The 19436-nt window shown below is 71.7% G+C and carries 13 protein-coding genes; 12 read left to right on the forward strand and 1 reads right to left on the reverse strand.

What is annotated here, in order from left to right; all coding sequences use genetic code 11:
• Positions 1 to 21: 21 nt before the first annotated feature.
• The 8 genes from ACIRJR_RS11165 to ACIRJR_RS11200 all read left to right on the forward strand — a co-directional run bounded on the left by ACIRJR_RS11165 (position 22) and on the right by ACIRJR_RS11200 (position 14337).
• Positions 22 to 1947 (forward strand): TIGR03960 family B12-binding radical SAM protein, encoded by a 1926-nt coding sequence (locus ACIRJR_RS11165; RefSeq protein WP_403777283.1) that lies wholly within the window; start codon positions 22 to 24, stop codon positions 1945 to 1947.
• 399 nt (positions 1948 to 2346) lie between these two features.
• Positions 2347 to 3126, forward strand: a complete 780-nt coding sequence (locus ACIRJR_RS11170) for a TIGR03936 family radical SAM-associated protein (protein WP_403777286.1) — start codon at positions 2347 to 2349, stop codon at positions 3124 to 3126.
• A gap of 228 nt (positions 3127 to 3354) precedes the next feature.
• A complete protein-coding gene (locus tag ACIRJR_RS11175; protein ID WP_403777289.1) occupies positions 3355 to 7500 on the forward strand; it encodes an Rne/Rng family ribonuclease in 4146 nt (1381 codons plus the stop codon).
• 221 nt (positions 7501 to 7721) lie between these two features.
• A complete protein-coding gene (locus tag ACIRJR_RS11180; protein ID WP_403777292.1) occupies positions 7722 to 8840 on the forward strand; it encodes a DegT/DnrJ/EryC1/StrS family aminotransferase in 1119 nt (372 codons plus the stop codon).
• Positions 8841 to 8878: 38 nt separating this feature from the next.
• On the forward strand, positions 8879 to 9856 hold the full coding sequence (locus ACIRJR_RS11185) for a Gfo/Idh/MocA family protein (RefSeq protein WP_403778699.1): 978 nt from the start codon (positions 8879 to 8881) through the stop codon (positions 9854 to 9856).
• Positions 9846 to 11432, forward strand: coding sequence for a glycosyltransferase family 4 protein (locus tag ACIRJR_RS11190; protein WP_403777295.1), 1587 nt, complete (start codon positions 9846 to 9848; stop codon positions 11430 to 11432). The genes ACIRJR_RS11185 and ACIRJR_RS11190 overlap by 11 nt, the downstream gene beginning before the upstream one ends.
• Positions 11429 to 13057 carry a glycosyltransferase family 2 protein gene (locus ACIRJR_RS11195; protein ID WP_403777298.1) on the forward strand — a complete coding sequence of 543 codons (1629 nt, stop codon included), beginning with the start codon at positions 11429 to 11431 and terminating at the stop codon, positions 13055 to 13057. The genes ACIRJR_RS11190 and ACIRJR_RS11195 overlap by 4 nt, the downstream gene beginning before the upstream one ends.
• Positions 13054 to 14337: a nucleotide sugar dehydrogenase gene (locus ACIRJR_RS11200; protein ID WP_403777301.1), complete on the forward strand. Its 1284-nt coding sequence runs from the start codon at positions 13054 to 13056 to the stop codon at positions 14335 to 14337. The genes ACIRJR_RS11195 and ACIRJR_RS11200 overlap by 4 nt, the downstream gene beginning before the upstream one ends.
• Before the next feature lie 48 nt (positions 14338 to 14385).
• Here the strand turns inward: ACIRJR_RS11200 and ACIRJR_RS11205 are convergent, their stop codons facing one another.
• A complete protein-coding gene (locus ACIRJR_RS11205) occupies positions 14386 to 14997 on the reverse strand; it encodes an acyltransferase (RefSeq protein WP_403777304.1) in 612 nt (203 codons plus the stop codon).
• A 284-nt stretch (positions 14998 to 15281) separates the two neighbouring features.
• Between ACIRJR_RS11205 and rplU the strand changes: the two genes are divergently transcribed.
• The 4 genes from rplU to ACIRJR_RS11225 all read left to right on the forward strand — a co-directional run bounded on the left by rplU (position 15282) and on the right by ACIRJR_RS11225 (position 19233).
• Positions 15282 to 15602 carry a 50S ribosomal protein L21 gene (rplU, locus tag ACIRJR_RS11210; protein ID WP_015577124.1) on the forward strand — a complete coding sequence of 107 codons (321 nt, stop codon included), beginning with the start codon at positions 15282 to 15284 and terminating at the stop codon, positions 15600 to 15602.
• Between the two features lie 14 nt (positions 15603 to 15616).
• Positions 15617 to 15874, forward strand: coding sequence for a 50S ribosomal protein L27 (gene rpmA, locus ACIRJR_RS11215; protein ID WP_014045902.1), 258 nt, complete (start codon positions 15617 to 15619; stop codon positions 15872 to 15874).
• Between the two features lie 141 nt (positions 15875 to 16015).
• On the forward strand, positions 16016 to 17452 hold the full coding sequence (obgE, locus tag ACIRJR_RS11220) for a GTPase ObgE (RefSeq protein WP_403777307.1): 1437 nt from the start codon (positions 16016 to 16018) through the stop codon (positions 17450 to 17452).
• Between the two features lie 281 nt (positions 17453 to 17733).
• The gene (locus ACIRJR_RS11225) at positions 17734 to 19233 is read left to right on the forward strand and encodes an SDR family NAD(P)-dependent oxidoreductase (RefSeq protein ID WP_403777310.1); all 1500 of its coding nucleotides are present in this window, start codon (positions 17734 to 17736) and stop codon (positions 19231 to 19233) included.
• The last annotated feature ends 203 nt before the right edge of the window (positions 19234 to 19436 follow it).

Consider the following 19436-nt stretch of genomic DNA (forward strand, 5'->3'; position numbering starts at 1 on the left):
GCCAGCTACGAAGGTCCTCAGATGTCTGCCGAGTCGGTCTTCCCGCAGCTCGAAGCTCTGCTCCCGCATGTGCAGAAGCCCATCCAGTACGTCGGCGGTGAGCTGAACTCCACCGTCAAACCGTGGGACGAATGCGACGTCCGCTGGGCACTCATGTACCCGGACGCCTACGAGGTCGGGCTCCCCAACCAGGGCGTCATGATCCTCTACGAGGTGCTCAACGAGCGCGAGGGCGTCCTCGCCGAGCGCACGTACAGCGTGTGGCCGGACCTCGAGGAGCTGATGCGCGAGCACAAGGTGCCCCAGTTCACCGTGGACAGCCACCGCCCCGTCAGCGCGTTCGACGTGTTCGGCCTGAGCTTCTCCACCGAGCTCGGCTACACCAACATGCTCACGGCCCTGGACCTCGCGGGCATCCCGCTGGAGTCCAAGGACCGCACCGTCGACCACCCGATCGTGCTGGCCGGCGGCCACGCCGCGTTCAACCCCGAGCCGATCGCGGACTTCATCGACTGCGCGGTCATCGGCGACGGCGAGCAGGCCGTCCTGGAGATCACCGAGATCATCCGCGCCTGGAAGGCCGAGGGCCGGCCCGGCGGCCGTGAAGAGGTGCTGTTCCGCCTCGCGCGGACCGGCGGCGTCTACGTCCCCGGCTTCTACGACGTCGAGTACCTCCCCGACGGCCGTATCGGCAGGGTCGTGCCCAACAGGTCCGGGGTCCCGTGGCGCGTGTCCAAGCACACCGTCATGGACCTCGACGAATGGCCGTACCCGAAGCAGCCGCTCGTCCCCCTCGCCGAGACCGTCCACGAGCGGATGTCCGTCGAGATCTTCCGCGGCTGCACCCGCGGCTGCCGTTTCTGCCAGGCCGGCATGATCACGCGCCCCGTGCGGGAGCGAAGCATCACCGGCATCGGCGAGATGGTGGAGAAGGGGCTCAAGGCCACGGGCTTCGAGGAGGTCGGCCTCCTCTCGCTCTCCTCCGCGGACCACTCCGAGATCGGTGACATCGCCAAGGGCCTCGCGGACCGCTACACCGACGACAAGATCGGCCTCTCGCTGCCGTCCACCCGCGTCGACGCGTTCAACGTGGACCTGGCCAACGAGCTGACCCGCAACGGCCGCAGGTCCGGACTCACCTTCGCCCCCGAGGGCGGCTCCGAGCGCATGCGCAAGGTCATCAACAAGATGGTCTCGGAGGAGGACCTGATCCGCACGGTCTCCACCGCGTACGGCAACGGCTGGCGCCAGGTGAAGCTGTACTTCATGTGCGGCCTGCCCACCGAGACCGACGAGGACGTCCTCCAGATCGGTGACATGGCGGTCAACGTCATCGCCAAGGGCCGCGAGGTCTCCGGCCAGAACGACATCCGCTGCACCGTCTCCATCGGCGGTTTCGTGCCCAAGCCGCACACGCCCTTCCAGTGGGCCCCGCAGCTCAGCGCCGAGGACACCGACGCCCGGCTGAAGAAGCTCCGGGACAAGATCCGCGACGACAAGAAGTACGGCCGCTCCATCGGCTTCCGCTACCACGACGGCAAGCCCGGCATCGTCGAGGGCCTCCTGTCGCGCGGTGACCGCCGGGTCGGCGCGGTCATCCGCGAGGTCTACGAGTCCGGCGGCCGTTTCGACGGCTGGCGTGAGCACTTCAGCTACGACCTCTGGATGAAGAGCGCCGGCAACACGCTGCCCTCCTTCGGCGTCGACGTCGACTGGTACACCACCCGCGAGCGGACGTACGAGGAGGTCCTGCCCTGGGACCACCTGGACTCCGGCCTCGACAAGGACTGGCTCTGGGAGGACTGGCAGGACTCGCTCGACGAGACCGAGGTCGAGGACTGCCGCTGGACGCCGTGCTTCGACTGCGGGGTCTGCCCGCAGCTCGACCTCGACATCCAGATCGGCCCCACCGGCAAGAAGCTCCTGCCGCTGACGGTCGTGAAGTAGACCTTCCGGGTGACGGCCCGGTGACGAACGCCCGGCCCGGGAAACCCCGGGCCGGGCGTTCGCGTCTTCCCGCGCCGTCCTGGCCTCGGCCCGCGAGACCATGGGCGCGGCGCGCCGGGGCGCCCGGCGCGCACCGGTGGGAGCACCGCAGGTCACGGACGTGCGGGAACTCGAGGGGTCCGCTGCGCGTACCCTGGGTAGGACAACGACTGTCCCCAGTGCGGCGCCCGCGCCCGAGATCTCCCTGCCTGCCGGCAAAACCGGCGGACGGGGGTGAGCCGGAGCGGCACCCCGGGGCACCCTGTACTTCGTGGGCGGCACGCCACCGCGGCCGCCCCGCACCGAGGAGAAGAACCACTGGGCAAGCGACAGCCCGAAGGCCCGCCGCCCGCACCGGCGGTGCAGCGCATCCGACTGCGCTACACCAAGCGGGGCCGCCTCCGGTTCACCAGCCACCGAGACTTCCAGCGTGCCTTCGAGCGGGCGCTGCGCCGCTCCGAGGTGCCCATGGCCTACTCGGCGGGTTTCACCCCCCACCCGAAGGTGTCGTACGCCAACGCCGCCCCCACGGGTACGGGCAGCGAGGCCGAGTTCCTGGAGATCGCCCTCACCGAGGCGCGGGATCCGGACGTCCTGCGCACCCTGCTCGACGCGTCGATGCCCGAGGGCCTCGACATCATCGACGCGGTGGAGGCCCGTACCTCCGGCCTCGCCGACCGGCTGACCGCCTCCGTGTGGGAGATGCGGCTGGACGGTGTGGCCGTACAGGACGCGGAGAGGGCCGTCGCCGCCTTCCTGGACGCCGAGACCGTCGAGGTCCAGCGGCGCGCGAAGAACGGCGTGCGCACCTTCGACGCCCGGGCGGCCGTCGCCGGTCTGCAGGCGCTCGATCCACAGCCTGATAGGTCCGGCGACAGGCCCTGTGCGATACTGCGCCTGGTAGTGCGGCACGTGACACCCGCCGTACGACCCGACGACGTCCTGTCCGGTCTCCGAGCTGTGGCCGACCTAACGCCGCCGGTCCCCGCTGCGGTGACCAGGCTGGCGCAGGGGCTCTTCGACGAGGAGTCCGGCACGGTGACCGACCCGCTCGCGCCCGACCGCGAGGCAGCCCCGGCCGTATCCACGGCCGATCCGGCAGCCGCCGCGACGGTGCCGGAAGGTGCAGGTTCCGCGTAAGGCGGTCGTTGTAGCGCAGCCCTTGGACTCGGGAGCCACCTGGGTCGGGCCGCGCACCGCCCCATAAGACTTTCGCCAGGCCGTGCGCAGCGCGTACGGAACCGGCGAGCCAGACATCAGCTCCCGTGCGGCGCCCGCGCCCCGGACGGCGGTAGCGCGCACATCGCGCGCATCGCGTCGGACCGGATCAGGCGTGGCGCCCGGGAGCGCGACGGGAGAACCGCCCGCATGCACGAGCCGAACGAGTCCGGTAACACCGGAAACCCCGCACACGCGGAAGACAACAACGCCCCCGGGGACAAGCTGCCGCCGCGCCGCAGGCGCCGCGCGGCCTCCCGCCCCGCCGGCCCGCCGTCCGGTGCGCCGGGCGCGGTCGCCGCCGAGGACGTCACGCCGGCCGCACCGGCCGCTGCCGCCGGGACACCCGAGCCCGCCGACGAGGCCGCGCCCCCGGCGCGTGCGCGCCGTCGCGCCGTCCGTAAGGCGACCGCTCCGGCGGGTGCGCCGCAGACCGCCGAGGTCGTGGAGACCGTGGCCGGGACCCCGGTCGCCGAGGCCGCCCCGGCCGAGCCCGCGGAGCCGGTGGAGACCGCGCCCCCGGCGCGTGCGCGCCGTCGCGCCGTCCGTAAGGCGACCGCCCCGGCGGGCGCCCCGCAGACCGCCGAGGTCGTGGAGCCGGTCGTGGAGGCCGCCCCTGACGAGGAGGAGGCCGAAGAGGCCCCCGTCGTCGAGGCTCCTGTGACCGAGGCACCCCGCCGTCGCCGCGCCACCCGTAAGGCCACCGCTCCGGCGGGCGCCCCGCAGACCGCCGAGCCCGTCGTCGAGGACACCGCCGTGGCCGAGCCGGCCAAGGCACCCGAGTCCGCCCCCGCCGCGGAGCCGGCCGAGCCCGCCGCGCCGCGCGGCCGTGCCAGGCGCCGTGCTTCGGCACCGGCCGGTACGCCGCAGGCCGCCCGGACCACCGACGCCCCGGCCGTGACCGTGGCGGAACCCGTCGCCGAGCCGGCCGTCGAGCCCGCCCGCGCCGAAGAGGCCGACGAGGCCGCGCCTCCGGCACGTGCCCGCCGCCGCGCTTCCCGCAAGGCGAGCGCCCCGGCCGGCAGCCCGCAGCCCGTCGAGGAGGCCGCAGAGGTCGCCGCCGAGGCGGCCGAGAGCCTTCCCGCCGCCGTCGCCGAGGAGCTCGCCGCCGAGCCCGAGCAGGTCGAGGAGGCCGCGCCGCGAGGCCGTCAGCGCCGTCGCGCCACCGCTGCCGCGGGCCGTCCCGAATTCACCGGCAAGGCCGAGGAGCCGGCTCGCAAGGGCCGTCGCGCCACGCGCCCCGCCGTGGCCGTCTTCCAGGCCCCGGTCTTCGCCGAGCCGATGTTCCAGACCCCGGAGAGCGCGGCGGCCGCCGCTGCCGCCGCGGGTTCCGCCCCGGCGTACGACGAGAGCGACGAGGTCGAGGAGCGGAAGCCGCAGGAGCGGGCGCCGCGCAAGGCCGAGGCCGAGCGGCAGGCTCCCGAGGCCGCCGCCCCCGCTGAGGCCGCCGAGTCCGCGCCCCAGGGCGGTTCGCGCCGTCGCCGTCGCCGTCGTGGCGAGGCCGTCGAGACCGAGCCGGCCGCGGCCCCGGTCACCCTTCCGGCCGAGGCCGAGGCCCCCGCCGTCGTGGAGGAGGAGCACGAGGCCGAGCCCGAGACGGACGCCGAGCACGAGGGCGATGAATCGGACGAGTACGGGGACCGCCCCTCGCGCCGTCGCCGTCGTGGCGGCCGTCGCCGCCGTCGCGGTGAGGCCGGCGACTCGGACGACGTGGAGCAGCAGGACGACGCCGCGGACCGTTCCGAGGACGAGGCGCAGGCACAGGACGACGACGAGGACGACGAGCACGAGTCCTCCTCCGGCTCCAGCAGCAGCCGTCGCCGTCGCCGCCGTCGCCGCCGCAGCGGGGACGCCTCCGGCGAGGACAACGGCACGGGCACGGACGACCCGGAGCGTACGGTCGTCAAGGTCCGCGAGCCGCGCAAGAAGGAGGCCGAGCGCGAGCCCGGCACCGGCTTCGACGAGGTCCAGTCCATCAAGGGCTCGACCCGTATGGAGGCCAAGAAGCAGCGCCGCCGCGAGGGGCGTGAGCAGGGCCGCCGCCGCGTCCCGATCATCACGGAGGCCGAGTTCCTGGCCCGTCGTGAGGCCGTCGAGCGTGTCATGGTCGTCCGCCAGAGCGGCGAGCGCACCCAGATCGGCGTGCTCGAGGACAACGTGCTCGTCGAGCACTACGTCAACAAGGAGCAGGCCACCAGCTACGTCGGCAACGTCTACCTGGGCAAGGTGCAGAACGTCCTGCCGTCGATGGAGGCCGCCTTCGTCGACATCGGCAAGGGCCGCAACGCCGTCCTGTACGCCGGCGAGGTCAACTTCGAGGCGCTCGGCATGGCCCACGGGCCGCGCCGCATCGAGACCGCGCTGAAGTCCGGCCAGTCCGTCCTGGTCCAGGTGACGAAGGACCCGATCGGCCACAAGGGCGCCCGCCTGACCAGCCAGGTCTCGCTGCCCGGCCGCTACCTGGTCTACGTGCCCGAGGGCTCGATGACCGGGATCAGCCGCAAGCTGCCCGACACCGAGCGGGCCCGGCTGAAGACCATCCTCAAGAAGATCGTTCCCGAGGACGCCGGTGTCATCGTGCGCACCGCCGCCGAGGGCGCGAGTGAGGACGAGCTGCGCCGCGACGTCGAGCGGCTGCAGCAGCAGTGGGAAGAGATCCAGAAGAAGTCGAAGAGCACCAGCAGCTCCAACGCGCCGACGCTGCTCTACGGCGAGCCGGACATGACCGTCCGGGTCGTCCGGGACATCTTCAACGAGGACTTCTCGAAGGTGATCGTCAGCGGTGACGACGCCTGGGAGACCATCCACGGCTACGTCTCGCACGTGGCACCGGACCTGACGGACCGGCTGTCGCGCTGGACCTCCGAGGTCGACGTCTTCGCGACGTACCGCATCGACGAGCAGCTGATGAAGGCGCTGGACCGCAAGGTCTACCTGCCGAGCGGCGGCTCGCTGGTGATCGACAAGACCGAGGCCATGGTCGTCGTCGACGTCAACACCGGCAAGTTCACCGGGCAGGGCGGAAACCTCGAGGAGACCGTCACCAAGAACAACCTGGAGGCGGCCGAGGAGATCGTGCGCCAGCTGCGGCTGCGCGACCTCGGTGGCATCGTCGTCGTCGACTTCATCGACATGGTGCTGGAGTCCAACCGCGACCTGGTGCTCCGGCGCCTGCTGGAGTGCCTGGGCCGCGACCGGACGAAGCACCAAGTCGCCGAGGTCACCTCCCTGGGCCTGGTCCAGATGACCCGTAAGCGGGTGGGCCAGGGTCTGCTGGAGTCCTTCTCCGAGACCTGTGTCCACTGCAACGGTCGCGGTGTGATCGTCCACATGGAGCAGCCCACGGCCGCCGGTGGCGGTGGTGGCAAGCGTTCCAAGAAGCGCGGCCGCGGCGGAGCGGGTCACGAGCACGAGCACGCCCAGGACCACGAGCACGCCGAGCAGCCGGCCGAGGCCGAGACCGAGGCGGAGGTGGCCGCCGAGGTCGCCGCTCCGGTGGCGCTCCCCGAGCCGGAGTTCGTCGCCGACGAGGAGCTGTACAGCAGCCCCGCCGAGGCCGAGGCGGCGGCGTCGCGCGGCCGTGGCCGCCGGCGCGCGACCCGCAAGGTCACGGCTCCGGCCGGTGCCCCCGCCCCGGTGGCCGAGGCCGCCCCGGTGGCCCAGGCCGCCGAGGAGGAGCCCCTGCCCGAGCCGGTCGTCGAGACCCCGGTGGAGGCGCCCGCCGCCCCCGAGGCCGAAGCCGCGCCCCCGGCCCGTACGCGTCGCAGGGCGACCCGGAAGGCGACCGCCCCGGCGGGATCGCCCAAGCACGCCGATGTGACGCCGCCGGTCCAGCCGGCCGAGCCCGCGGCGGAGCCCGCCGCGGTCGAGGACCCGGTGGTCGAGGCCCCGGCGCCCGTCTCGGCCCAGGAGCCGGAGGCATCCGAGGAGGAGGCCGCTCCGGCCGCCCCGCCGCGCGCCCGTCGCCGGGTGACCCGCAAGGTCACCGCCCCGGCCGGTTCGCCGTCCGGCGCCGATGAGGCCGCGGTCGTCGTGGTCGCGGGCACCGACTCCGAGGCGCCCGGCGAGGAGGCTTCGGAATCGGAAGCTCCGGTCAAGAAGACGGCCGCGCGGAAGACCGCGAAGAAGGCCACGGCGAAGAAGGCGGCCACCAAGAAGACCGCCGCCAAGACGGTCGCGAAGAAGACCGCGGCGAAGAAGACGACCACGAAGAAGGCAACGGCGAAGAAGACCGTCGCCGCCGAGCAGTCGTCTCCCTCCGCAGCCGCCTCCGCCCGTACCGGAGAGGGCGAGTAGCCGAGCCGCTGACGGCCGCGCACCACGCGGCCGAGCCCATGTATGTGTCCCGCCCCGAGCACTTCGGGGCGGGACACGTGCGTTGTACGGGCCGCCGGTCCCTGGCGGAGGCAGAACCTCACCCCTGCGCTACATATGTCCATATGTGTCATGATTCGATGCATCCCTGGAATGGCAGGGCGAGGAGCGCGCGATCCGCGTACTCGTCAAGGAGGTCGTCGATGGCGAGCATCAACGAGCAGCCGGTTCCCGCAGCCAGTCCCGTCATCGGAGAGGCCGAGATCGAGGCCGTGGTCCGTGTGATGCGCAGCGGCCGCGTCGTGCAGGGCCCCGAGGTGGCGGCCTTCGAGGAGGACTTCTCCGGTCTGGTGGACGGGCGGCACTGCGTCGCGGTCAACTCCGGCACCTCGGCCCTCTACCTGCTGCTCCTCGCCCTGGGCATCGGCAGGGGCGACGAGGTGATCGTCCCCTCGTTCTCCTTCGCGGCGTCCGCGAACGCGGTACGGCTCACCGGTGCCGACGTGGTGTTCGCCGACATCGAGCGGGGGAGCTTCGGCCTCGACCCGGCCGCGGTCGAGGCGGCCGTCACCCCGCGCACGGCCGCGGTCATGCCGGTGCACCTCTACGGCCATCCGGCCGCGATGGGCCGCCTCATGCGCGTCGCCGACAGACACCGGCTCGCCGTGGTCGAGGACGCCTGCCAGGCGCACGCCGCGGCACTCGACGGGACCCCGGCCGGCGCGTTCGGCGCGGGGGGAGCCTTCAGCTTCTATCCGACCAAGAACATGCACTCGATCGAGGGCGGCATGGTCACCACGGCCGACCCGGCGCTCGCCCGCACCCTGCGACTGCTGCGCAACCAGGGCATGGAGCAGCGCTACGCCAACGAGATCATCGGTGCCAACCTGCGGATGACCGACGTGTCGGCCGCCGTCGGCCGTGTGCAGCTCGGAAGGATCGGGGCCTGGACCGACCGGCGCCGCGCCAACGCCGCCTACCTCGACGCCCACATCACGGTCCCCGGCGTCACCACGCCGCCGGTCGCCGAGGGGGCCCGGCACGTCTACCACCAGTACACCGTGCGCATACCCGGATTCCGGGACGCGGCGACGGCGGAGCTCGCCGAGGCGGGCATCGGCCACGCGGTGTACTACCCGACGCCGATCCACCGGCTCAAGCCCTACTGGGAGCCGGACCAGAAGGCCGGCCGCCTCTGGGACCTCCCCGAGACCGAGCGGGCCGCCGCCGAGGTCGTCTCGCTGCCGGTGCACCCGTCCCTCACCCAGGCGGACCTGGAGCGCGTGGCCGCCGCCGTCAACGCTCTGGAGGTGGTCCTGTGAACGCCGGGCTGCGGGCCGGTCTGATCGGCCTCGGATCCATGGGCCGCCACCACGCCCGTGTCCTCGTCGCCCTGGAGGGCGTCGAGCTGGTCGGCGTCGTCGACCCGCTGGGCGACAAGAACGACTGGGCGCAGGGGGCACCCGTCCTGCCGGACGTCGAGGACCTCCTGGCGCTGGGCATCGACTACGCCGTCGTCGCCTGCCCGACGGGCCTGCACGAGGAGGTCGGCCTGAGGCTCGCCGAGGCCGGGGTCCACGTGCTCGTCGAGAAGCCGCTCGCGGACTCGGTCGAAGGCGCGCTGCGCCTCGTGGACGCCTTCGAGTCGCGGAACCTGACCGCGGGCGTCGGCCACATCGAGCGCTGCAACCCCGCCCTGCGCTCACTCCGCAGCCGCCTGGAGACCGGCGAACTCGGAGACCTCTACCAGGTGGTCACCCGGCGCCAGGGGCCCTTCCCGCACCGCATAGCCGACGTCGGTGTGGTCAAGGACCTGGCCACCCACGACATCGACCTGACGGCCTGGATGACCGGCCGGAGCTACGTGTCGATCGCGGCCCACACCGTGTCGAAGTCGGGCCGCCCCTACGAGGACATGGTCAGCGCGGTGGGCCGGCTCTCCGACGGGACGATGGTCAACCACCTGGTCAACTGGCTGAGCCCGCTCAAGGAGCGGTTCACCTCGGTCACCGGCGAGCGGGGCTGCCTCATCGCCGACACCCTGACAGCGGACCTCACGTTCTACTCGAACGCGTCGGTGGCCACCGAGTGGGAGGCGCTGCGAGCGTTCCGCGGGGTCTCCGAGGGCGACATGATCCGCTACGCGATCGCCAAGCGGGAGCCCCTGCTCGTCGAGCACGAACTCTTCCGCGACGCCGTACAGGGCCTGTCCTCCGACATCTGCACGCTGCGGCAGGGACTGCGCACCGTGGAAGTGGCCGCCTCCCTGCTCGACTCGGCCAGGACGGGCCGCACCGTGGTCTTCGAGACGGAGGAGGCGGTTCCCCATGGCGCCTGACCTCTCGGGCACAGCGCCGGAGCCCCGGCGACGCCGCGGCAGGATCGTCATGCTGGTCGAGAACGGCGTGAAGGGCGATTCCCGGGTGCAGAAGGAGGCCCGGTCCGCCGCGGCGGCCGGCTGGGACGTGGTGCTCCTGGGGAAGTCCCCCGAGAAGAAGGCGAAGAGCTGGAGGCTGGGGGAGGCGCGGGTGCGCCTGCTGCCGGTCGCGACGCCCCTGCACCGCCGTCGGCACGAGTACCGCCGGGCGTTCCTGCGTGCGCCGCTCGCCTACCCGCCGGGGCCACTGGCCGAGTACCGCAAGCAGCGGATGAAGGCGTGGCGCGCCGAGCTCAACCTCCAGGTCATCGAAACCGGGCGCAGCGGCTCGGCCGTCGCGAGGACGCGGCTGCTGCCGACACGGCTGCTGTCCCGGGGCATGGGCAGGTGGGTCCGGCTGCGCGCCCGGCACACCGCCGCGCTGGAGCGCCGCCGCAAGGACATGGACACCCCGCTCGACCGGTTCACCACGGCCTTCTGGGTCCGGGCTATGGGGGAGAGGGCCTGGCGCCGGCTCGATCCGGGTCTCTGGGACCTGGAACTCGCCTACGGGAAGGTCATCGACTCCCTCGAACCCGACCTGATCCACGCGAACGACTTCCGGATGCTCGGCGTGGGCGCGCGCGCCAAGCTGCGGGCCGAGGCCAAGGGCCGCACCGTGAGGCTCGTCTGGGACGCGCACGAGTACCTGCCCGGCATCAAACCCTGGAACCCGCACCCGCGCTGGCACGTCGCCCAGTGCGCCCACGAGCGGGAACACGCGAAGTACGCCGACGCCGTCACCACCGTGTCGGCCACCCTCGCGCGGATGCTGGCCGAGCACCACGGGCTGAGCGCACTCCCGGAGGTGGTGCTCAACGCGCCCGACGCCGTGGTTCCGCCGGACCGGGCCGCCGAACCCGTCCCCGATCTGCGGGCGTTGTGCGGAATCGGTCCGCGTGTACCGCTGGTGGTCTACAGCGGGTCCGCCGCCCCCCAGCGGGGCCTCGACATCATGGTCGAGGCGCTGCCCCACCTCCCGGCCACGCACGTCGCGTTCGTCGTCCCGCGCGGCAACTCGCCCTACATGCAGACACTCAGGGCGCGGGCGACCGCACTCGCCGTGCAGGACCGGGTGCACATCCTTCCGTACGTGCCGCACGACCAGGTGGTCCGCCACCTTGCCGCGGCGGACGTCGGGGTCATCCCGATCCACCACTGGCCGAACCACGAGATCGCCCTGATCACCAAGTTCTTCGAGTACTCCCACGCCCGCCTCCCCCTCGTCGTCAGCGACGTACGGACGATGGGAGGGACGGTCGCCACCACGGGGCAGGGCGAGGTCTTCACCGCCGAGGACGTCCCGGACTACGTACGGGCGGTGAGCGCGGTCTTCGCCGACCCGCAGCGCTACCGGGACGCCTACGACCGGCCCGGCATGCTCACGGAATGGACCTGGGAGGCGCAGGCCGCGGTCCTCGACCGCGTGTACTCCCGGCTCGTCGAGGGCGCCCGCACCCCGGTGGGCGGTGGACGGATGGCCCCGGTGACCTCATGACCACGTGCCCCGACGTCACCGTGATCGTGGCGGTGTACAACACGATGCCCTACCTGACCGAGTGCCTGAACTCCCTGGTGGGGCAGAGCATCGGGCGGGAACGCTTCGAGGTGATCGCCGTCGACGACGGCTCCACGGACGGTAGCGGAAGCGAACTCGACCGGTTCGCCGAGCAGTACCCGGATGTGGTGACGGTGCTGCGCCAGGCCAACTCCGGAGGCCCCGCCGCACCCAGCAACCGTGCTCTGGACAGGGCCACCGGACGCTACGTCTACTTCGTGGGCTCCGACGACTACCTGGGTGAAGAAGCCCTGGAGCGGCTGGTCGCCTATGCCGACACGTGCGAATCGGACGTGGTCGCGGGCAGGATGACCGGAGTCAACGGGCGGTACGTGCACCAGAAGCTGTACGCACGGAACGCCCCCGACATCAGCCTGTACGACTCGCCCCTGCCGTTCACTCTGGCGAACACCAAGCTGTTCAGGCGTGAGCTGGTGGAGAAGTACCGTCTGCGCTTCCCCGAGGACCTGCCCGTCGGCAGCGACCAGCCCTTCACCATCGAGGCGTGCGTGCGGGCCCGCAGGATCTCGGTGCTGGCCGACTACACCTGTTACTACGCGGTCAGGCGCGGAGACGCGAGCAACATCACCTACCGGGCCGACCACCTCGCCCGGCTGCGGTGCACCGCCCGCATCATGGATCACGTCGCGGGCCTCGTGGCGGCCGGTCCGCGACGGGACGCGCTCCTGGCACGCCACTTCGCCTGGGAACTCTCCAAGCTCCTGCTGACGGACTTCCCCTCCCTCGACATCGACACCCGGCGGAGCCTGTGCGACGGGCTCTCCGAGCTGCTCGACGCCTACTACACCGACGCGCTGCGCGACAGCACGGGCGTCAGGCGACGGGTCCGCTTCGGGCTGGCCCGGCGGGGGGCCGTGGAGGCCCTCAGCAGGGCCATCACGGACGAGGCCGCACACGGAGCCCCGCCCTTCCGGCTGGAAGGAGACCGGGCCTTCGCCGCCTACCCGGGATTCCGGGACCCCGCGGTGGGGCTGGACGACCGGTACTACGAACTCCTCGGCGAGACGGTGGCGGGCCGGCTGGCGCAGGGCACCGAGTTCGAGTCCGCGGACTGGGAGCAGCAGGACACCGGCCTCTGGCTCACCCTGCGGCTGCGGCTCGGTGTCGTCGGGGACGCCTCCTCGGCGGTGGTCGTCCTCGCGCAGGGCGCCATGCCGCGGGACACGGACGGGCCCGGCGCCCGCAGGATGCCGCCCGAGGACCAGCGCCCCTCGGCACCCGGCGCCTTCACCGCGGCGCCGACCGCGGACGGGCGGGCCACGCGGATCAGCGCCCGCGTCCCGGTCCCCGCCGTCCGGGCGAAGAAGGGCGTCCGCGTCCACGTCGACGTCGCGGGAGCGACCTACGAGATCCCGGTGAGGACCGGCGGGCGGCCCATGCCGCTGGCCCGCCGGTGGGGCGAGGCCGAGCCCTACCGCGTCGCGGCGAGACCGAACACCAAGGGCCGGCTCGTGATCACGACGGGTCCGCTGGTGGAGCCCCGGGTCGGACCGGGTACCAGGTTGTGGAGGCTGTTGAGACCGAGGAGAAAGCGAAGCCGATGAACATCTGTGTAGTGGCGCTGGGCAAGATCGGGCTCCCGCTCGCCGTGCAGTTCGCCGCCAAGGGCCACACGGTCATCGGCGCGGACGTCGACGAGGAGGTCGTCGGCCTGGTGAACTCGGCCACCGAACCGTTCCCCGGTGAGCAGGACCTGGACGTCGGACTCAAGGAGGCGGTGGGCGCGGGCCTGCTCTCCGCGACGACGGACACCACGGCCGCGGTCGCCGCCTCCGACGCCGTCGTGGTCGTCGTCCCGCTCTTCGTGGACGCCGAGGGCAACCCGGACTTCGGCTGGATGGACGCGGCGACGAAGGCCGTCGCCGCGGGCCTGCGCCCCGGCACCCTGGTCAGTTACGAGACCACCCTGCCGGTCGGCACGACCCGTGACCGCTGGGCGCCGATGCTGGCGGAGGGGTCGGGCCTCACCCCCGGGCGCGACTTCGCCCTCGTCTTCTCCCCGGAGCGGGTCCTGACCGGCCGCGTCTTCGCCGACCTGCGGCGCTACCCCAAGCTCGTCGGCGGCATCGACGAGGCGTCGACGCTGCGCGGCGTCGAGTTCTACGAGGCGGTGCTCGACTTCGACGAGCGCGGCGACCTGCCCCGCCCCAACGGTGTCTGGGACCTCGGCACGGCGGAGGCCGCCGAGATGGCGAAGCTCGCCGAGACCACCTACCGGGACGTCAACATCGGTCTGGCCAACCAGTTCGCCCGCTTCGCCGGCCTGCACGGCATCGACGTCGAGCAGGTCATCGATGCCTGCAACAGCCAGCCCTACAGCCACATCCACCGGCCCGGCATCGCCGTCGGCGGCCACTGCATCCCGGTCTACCCGCAGATGTACCTGTGGAACGACCCCGCGGCGACCGTCGTGCGCGCGGCCCGTGAGGCCAACGCCGCGATGCCCGGGTACGCCGTCGACCTGCTGGCCGCGGCCTACGGCGACCTGGAGGGTGTCGGGGTCCTCGTGCTGGGCGCCGCCTACCGCGGCGGCGTCAGGGAGACCGCGTTCTCCGGCGTCTTCGGAGTGGTCCAGGCGCTCCGCGAGCGCGGTGCGGTGCCGTTCGTGTCGGACCCCCTGTACGGCCCCGAGGACCTGCGGGCCCTGGGGCTCGTCCCGCACGAGAACCAGGCCGTCACCGCGGCGGTCGTCCAGACCGACCACCCCGAGTACCGCGAGCTGTCCGCGCGGTCCTTTCCGGATGTCCGCGTCCTCGTCGACGGCCGCCGTACGACGGACCCGGCGCTGTGGGCAGGGGTGCGCCGCGTGGTCATCGGCGGCTGACCCCGCCGGGAGGCGGCGGCCGGGGCGGGCCGCCGGGCTTCTGCGGCGTCAGAGGGCCCGGGCGGGGCGTTCCGTCAGCACGCCGCCGGTCTCGTCGTGCAGCGCGCCGGTCTCGGGGCACTCCCAGACCCCCGGCTCGTCCGCGCGCCGGACGAGCTTCACGCCGGACCGGCCCACCCAGCCGATCCGGCGGGCCGGTACGCCCGCGACGAGGCCGAAGTCCGGAACGTCCCTGGTCACCACGGCGCCGGCCGCCACCATGGCCCAGCGTCCGATCCGCAGGGGAGCGACGCACACGGACCGTGCGCCGAGCGAGGCGCCCTCGGCCACCTTCACCCCCACCGCCTCCCAGTCGCCGCCCCGCTTCTGCCTGCCCCCGGGGTCGACGGAGCGCGGGTTGCGGTCGTTGGTGAGGACGACGGCGGGGCCGACGAAGACGCCGTCGCCGAGCTCGGCCGGCTCGTACACGAGGGCGTAGTTCTGCAGCTTGACGTTGTCGCCGATGCGCACGTCCGTGCCCACGTACGCACCGCGGCCGATCACGCAGCCCTTGCCGAGCCGGGCGCCCTCACGGATCTGGGCGAGCTCCCAGACGCTGCTGCCGTCACCGATCTCGGCGCTCTCGTCGACCTGGGCGGTGGGCTGGACCTTGTAGTTCACGTGGGGCACCTTTCGGGGGCGGATCGGGACAAAGGGTATGTTCGTCATTCCCCGTACCCGTGTGCGTCCACCCTGTGTGCGGCGGGGGAGACCCGGTTTGACCCCCCGGGGTCCGCCCCGTAATCTTGACCCTCGGCGTGTTTCTGTGCGCCTACCCCCTGAGCACATCCCTCCCGGTGATCCGTCCCCGGGGGAGGCCGCTCATCCTTCCGGACTGTCGTGGGCTCCGGCCTGCGCGGGCGGCTGGCATCAGGGGATCCGTTCCGAGTGAGAGAGAGATCCGCGTGTACGCCATCGTGCGCAGCGGTGGTCGCCAGCACAAGGTTGCTGTCGGCGACATCGTTGAGGTTGACAAGATTTCCACCGCCAAGGTTGGCGACACGGTCGAGCTCTCGACCCTGCTCGTTGTCGACGGCGACGCCGTGACCAGCGACCCGTGGGTGCTGGACGGCATCAAGGTCCAGGCCGAGATCGTGGACCACCACAAGGGCGCGAAGATCGACATCCTTCGCTACAAGAACAAGACGGGTTACCGCCGTCGCCAGGGTCACCGCCAGCAGTACACGGCGATCAAGGTCACCGGTATCCCCGCGGCTGCGAAGTAAGGGACTGAGGAGACATGGCACACAAGAAGGGCGCATCGTCCACTCGGAACGGGCGCGATTCCAATGCTCAGCGGCTCGGCGTGAAGCGCTTCGGCGGTCAGGCCGTCAACGCCGGTGAGATCCTGGTCCGCCAGCGCGGTACCCACTTCCACCCGGGCACGGGCGTCGGCCGTGGCGGCGACGACACGCTGTTCGCGCTGACCGCCGGTGCGGTGGAGTTCGGTACGCACCGTGGCCGCAAGGTCGTGAACATCGTTCCCGTCGCTGCCTGAGTCAGGCATCGGCTGAGCGACACAGCACCTTCCGAGGGCGGATCTCAGCTTTCCCGGTAAACGGGGAAGCGGGTCCGCCCTCGGCGCGTTACGTCAAGAGACATTCCCGTATTTTTCCGCAGTACCTGGAGGCACCCACCCATGACCACCTTCGTGGACCGCGTCGAGCTGCATGCCGCCGCGGGTAACGGAGGCCACGGCGTGGCCTCCGTGCACCGTGAGAAGTTCAAGCCGCTGGGCGGCCCCGACGGGGGCAACGGCGGGCGCGGCGGCGATGTCATCCTCGTCGTCGAGCAGGCCGTCACCACGCTGCTGGACTACCACCACCACCCCCACCGCAAGGCCACGAACGGCCAGCCCGGCGCCGGCGACAACCGTTCGGGCAAGGACGGCCAGGACCTGGTGCTGCCCGTCCCGGACGGCACCGTCGTGCTCGACAAGGCGGGCAACGTCCTCGCGGACCTCGTCGGCCAGGGCACCACCTTCGTCGCGGGCCAGGGCGGCCGCGGCGGCCTCGGTAACGCCGCGCTGGCCTCCGCCCGGCGGAAGGCGCCCGGTTTCGCGCTGCTCGGCGAGCCCGGCGAGAGCCGGGACATCGTCCTGGAGCTCAAGACCGTCGCCGACGTCGCGCTCGTCGGTTACCCGAGCGCCGGGAAGTCCTCGCTGATCTCCGTGCTCTCGGCCGCCAAGCCGAAGATCGCGGACTACCCGTTCACGACGCTCGTCCCCAACCTGGGCGTCGTCACCGCGGGCTCGACCGTCTACACCATCGCGGACGTCCCGGGGCTCATCCCGGGCGCCAGCCAGGGCAAGGGCCTCGGCCTCGAGTTCCTGCGGCACGTCGAGCGCTGCTCCGTGCTCGTGCACGTCCTGGACACCGCCACGCTGGAGTCCGACCGTGACCCGGTCTCCGACCTCGACATGATCGAGGAGGAGCTCCGGCTGTACGGCGGCCTCGAGAACCGCCCGCGCATCGTCGCCCTCAACAAGGTCGACATCCCGGACGGGCAGGACCTCGCCGACATGATCCGCCCGGACCTGGAGGCGCGCGGCTACCGCGTCTTCGAGGTCTCGGCCATCGCGCACAAGGGCCTCAACGAGCTCTCGTACGCCCTTGCCGGGATCATCGCCGAGGCGCGCGCCAGCAAGCCGAAGGAGGAGTCGACCCGGGTCGTCATCCGTCCGAAGGCCGTCGACGACACGGGGTTCACCGTGACCGTCGAGGACGACGGCATCTACCGCGTGCGCGGCGAGAAGCCCGAGCGCTGGATCCGCCAGACCGACTTCAACAACGACGAGGCCGTCGGTTACCTCGCGGACCGGCTCAACCGCCTCGGCGTCGAGGACGCGCTCCGCAAGGCGGGTGCCCAGGCCGGCGACGGCGTGGCCATCGGCGCCGAGGACAACGCGGTCGTCTTCGACTGGGAGCCGACCATGGCCGCCGGCGCCGAGATGCTGGGCCGCCGCGGTGAGGACCACCGCCTCGAGGCGCCGCGCCCCGCCGCGCAGCGCCGCCGTGAGCGTGAATCCGACCGCGACGACGCCCAGCGCGAGTACGACGAGTTCGACCCCTTCTAGGCCCGGTCGCCGGGCGTCCCCGTCCTGCGGGGGCGCCCTCCCGGTTTCACGGCGAACTGCCAGGTGGAGGCGGTGCGGAGGCCGCTCATGTGCGGATTGCGTAACACGTCTGTGGAGTCCGTCACGGAGGGCCGGGGCGGCGTGGGCGCCAATCTGCCTGGCCAGACGGTGAACTGCAGGTTTCCCAAGGGCAAGGGACGGTAAACGTCCACCTTGCGAGACGGTCGCGGAGAGTGCGACCATCACACTGTTCCCCCCTGTCATCGCAAGGTAGGTCGTCTGTGTCTGTGCCGCATGAAGCCAAGCCCCGGACCACAGCGGTCGTGCTCGCCGGTGGGACCGGTCAGCGTGTGGGACTGTCCATCCCCAAGCAGCTGCTGAAGATCGCCGGTAAGGCAGTCATCGAGCACACGCTGACCATCTTCGAGAACGCCGAGGGCATCGACGATGTCATCGTGCTGATGGCGCCGGGCTTCGTGCCCGACGTCGAGAAGATCGTCGCCAAGGCCGGGCTGACCAAGGTCATCAAGATCATCGAGGGTGGCAGCACCCGGAACGAGACCACCGAGCGTGCCATCGCGGCCCTCGGTGAGGGCCTCGCCGAGGGCGAGGACCGCAACGTCCTCTTCCACGACGCGGTCCGTCCGCTCCTGTCGCAGCGTGTCATCAAGGATTGCGTCGACGCCCTCGGCCGCTACCAGGCGGTCGACGTCGCCATCCCGTCCGCCGACACGATCATCGTGACCCGGACCCACGGCGAGGACGGCGAGTTCATCACCGACGTCCCGGACCGTTCCCGGCTGCGCCGCGGCCAGACCCCGCAGGCGTTCAAGCTGTCCACGATCCGCAGGGCGTACGAGGTCGCGGCGGGCGACCCGAACTTCCAGGCCACCGACGACTGCTCGGTCGTCCTGCGGTACCTCCCCGACGTGCCGATCTTCGTGGTCGCGGGCGACGAGTACAACATGAAGGTGACCCAGCCGGTCGACGTCTTCATCACCGACAAGCTCTTCCAGCTGGCCTCCACCGCGGCCCCCCGCCAGGCCGACGAGGCCGCCTACCGCGAGCTGCTCTCGGGCAAGACCCTTGTCGTCTTCGGCGGTTCGTACGGCATCGGCGCCGACATCGGCACGCTGGCCGAGCAGTACGGCGCCACGGTGTACGCCCTCGGCCGCTCCACCACCGGTACGCATGTGGAGAACCCGGAGCACATCGACGACGCGCTGTCCAAGGCGTACGCCGAGACCGGACGCATCGACTACGTCATCAACACCGCGGGCGTGCTGCGCATCGGCAAGCTGGCCGAGACGGACAACACGACGATCCAGGAAGCGCTGAACGTCAACTACCTGGCCCCGGTGCAGATCGCCCGCGCCTCGTACAAGTACCTGGCGGAGACCCAGGGGCAGTTGCTCCTGTACACCTCCAGCAGCTACACCCGGGGCCGTGCCGAGTACAGCCTCTACTCCTCCACCAAGGCCGCGATGGTGAACCTCACTCAGGCGCTGGCCGACGAGTGGGCCGGCGAGGGCGTCAGGGTCAACTGTGTGAACCCGGAGCGCACCGCGACTCCCATGCGCACCAAGGCGTTCGGCCAGGAGCCGGAGGGCTCGCTGCTCTCCTCCGAGGCCGTGGCGCGCACGTCGCTCGACGTCCTCCTGTCCGCGATGACGGGTCACGTCATCGACGTGCGGCAGCAGGACCCGACCCGTGATGTCACCGAGGCATCGGGATTCGAGCAGGCGCTGGCCTCGGTGCTGGACCGTCAAGAAGATGTGTAATAATTCTTGACAATTGTGCTTTTTTGCGGGCCTCTGGAATCACTGAAAAGCGATTCCGGAGGCCCGTATGCGTGAAGCCGCATCTCCACATTTCCCTCAATATGTGAATCAACCGGCACCCCCTGGAGCAGGTTCTTCGTGATTTCGACAGCCATCCGCCTGGCCCGTGTGGGCAGTCGGTCAGAACTGGCGGCAGCGATACT

It is taken from the genome of Streptomyces sp. NPDC102402, from assembly GCF_044765765.1.
Lineage (GTDB): Bacteria > Actinomycetota > Actinomycetes > Streptomycetales > Streptomycetaceae > Streptomyces.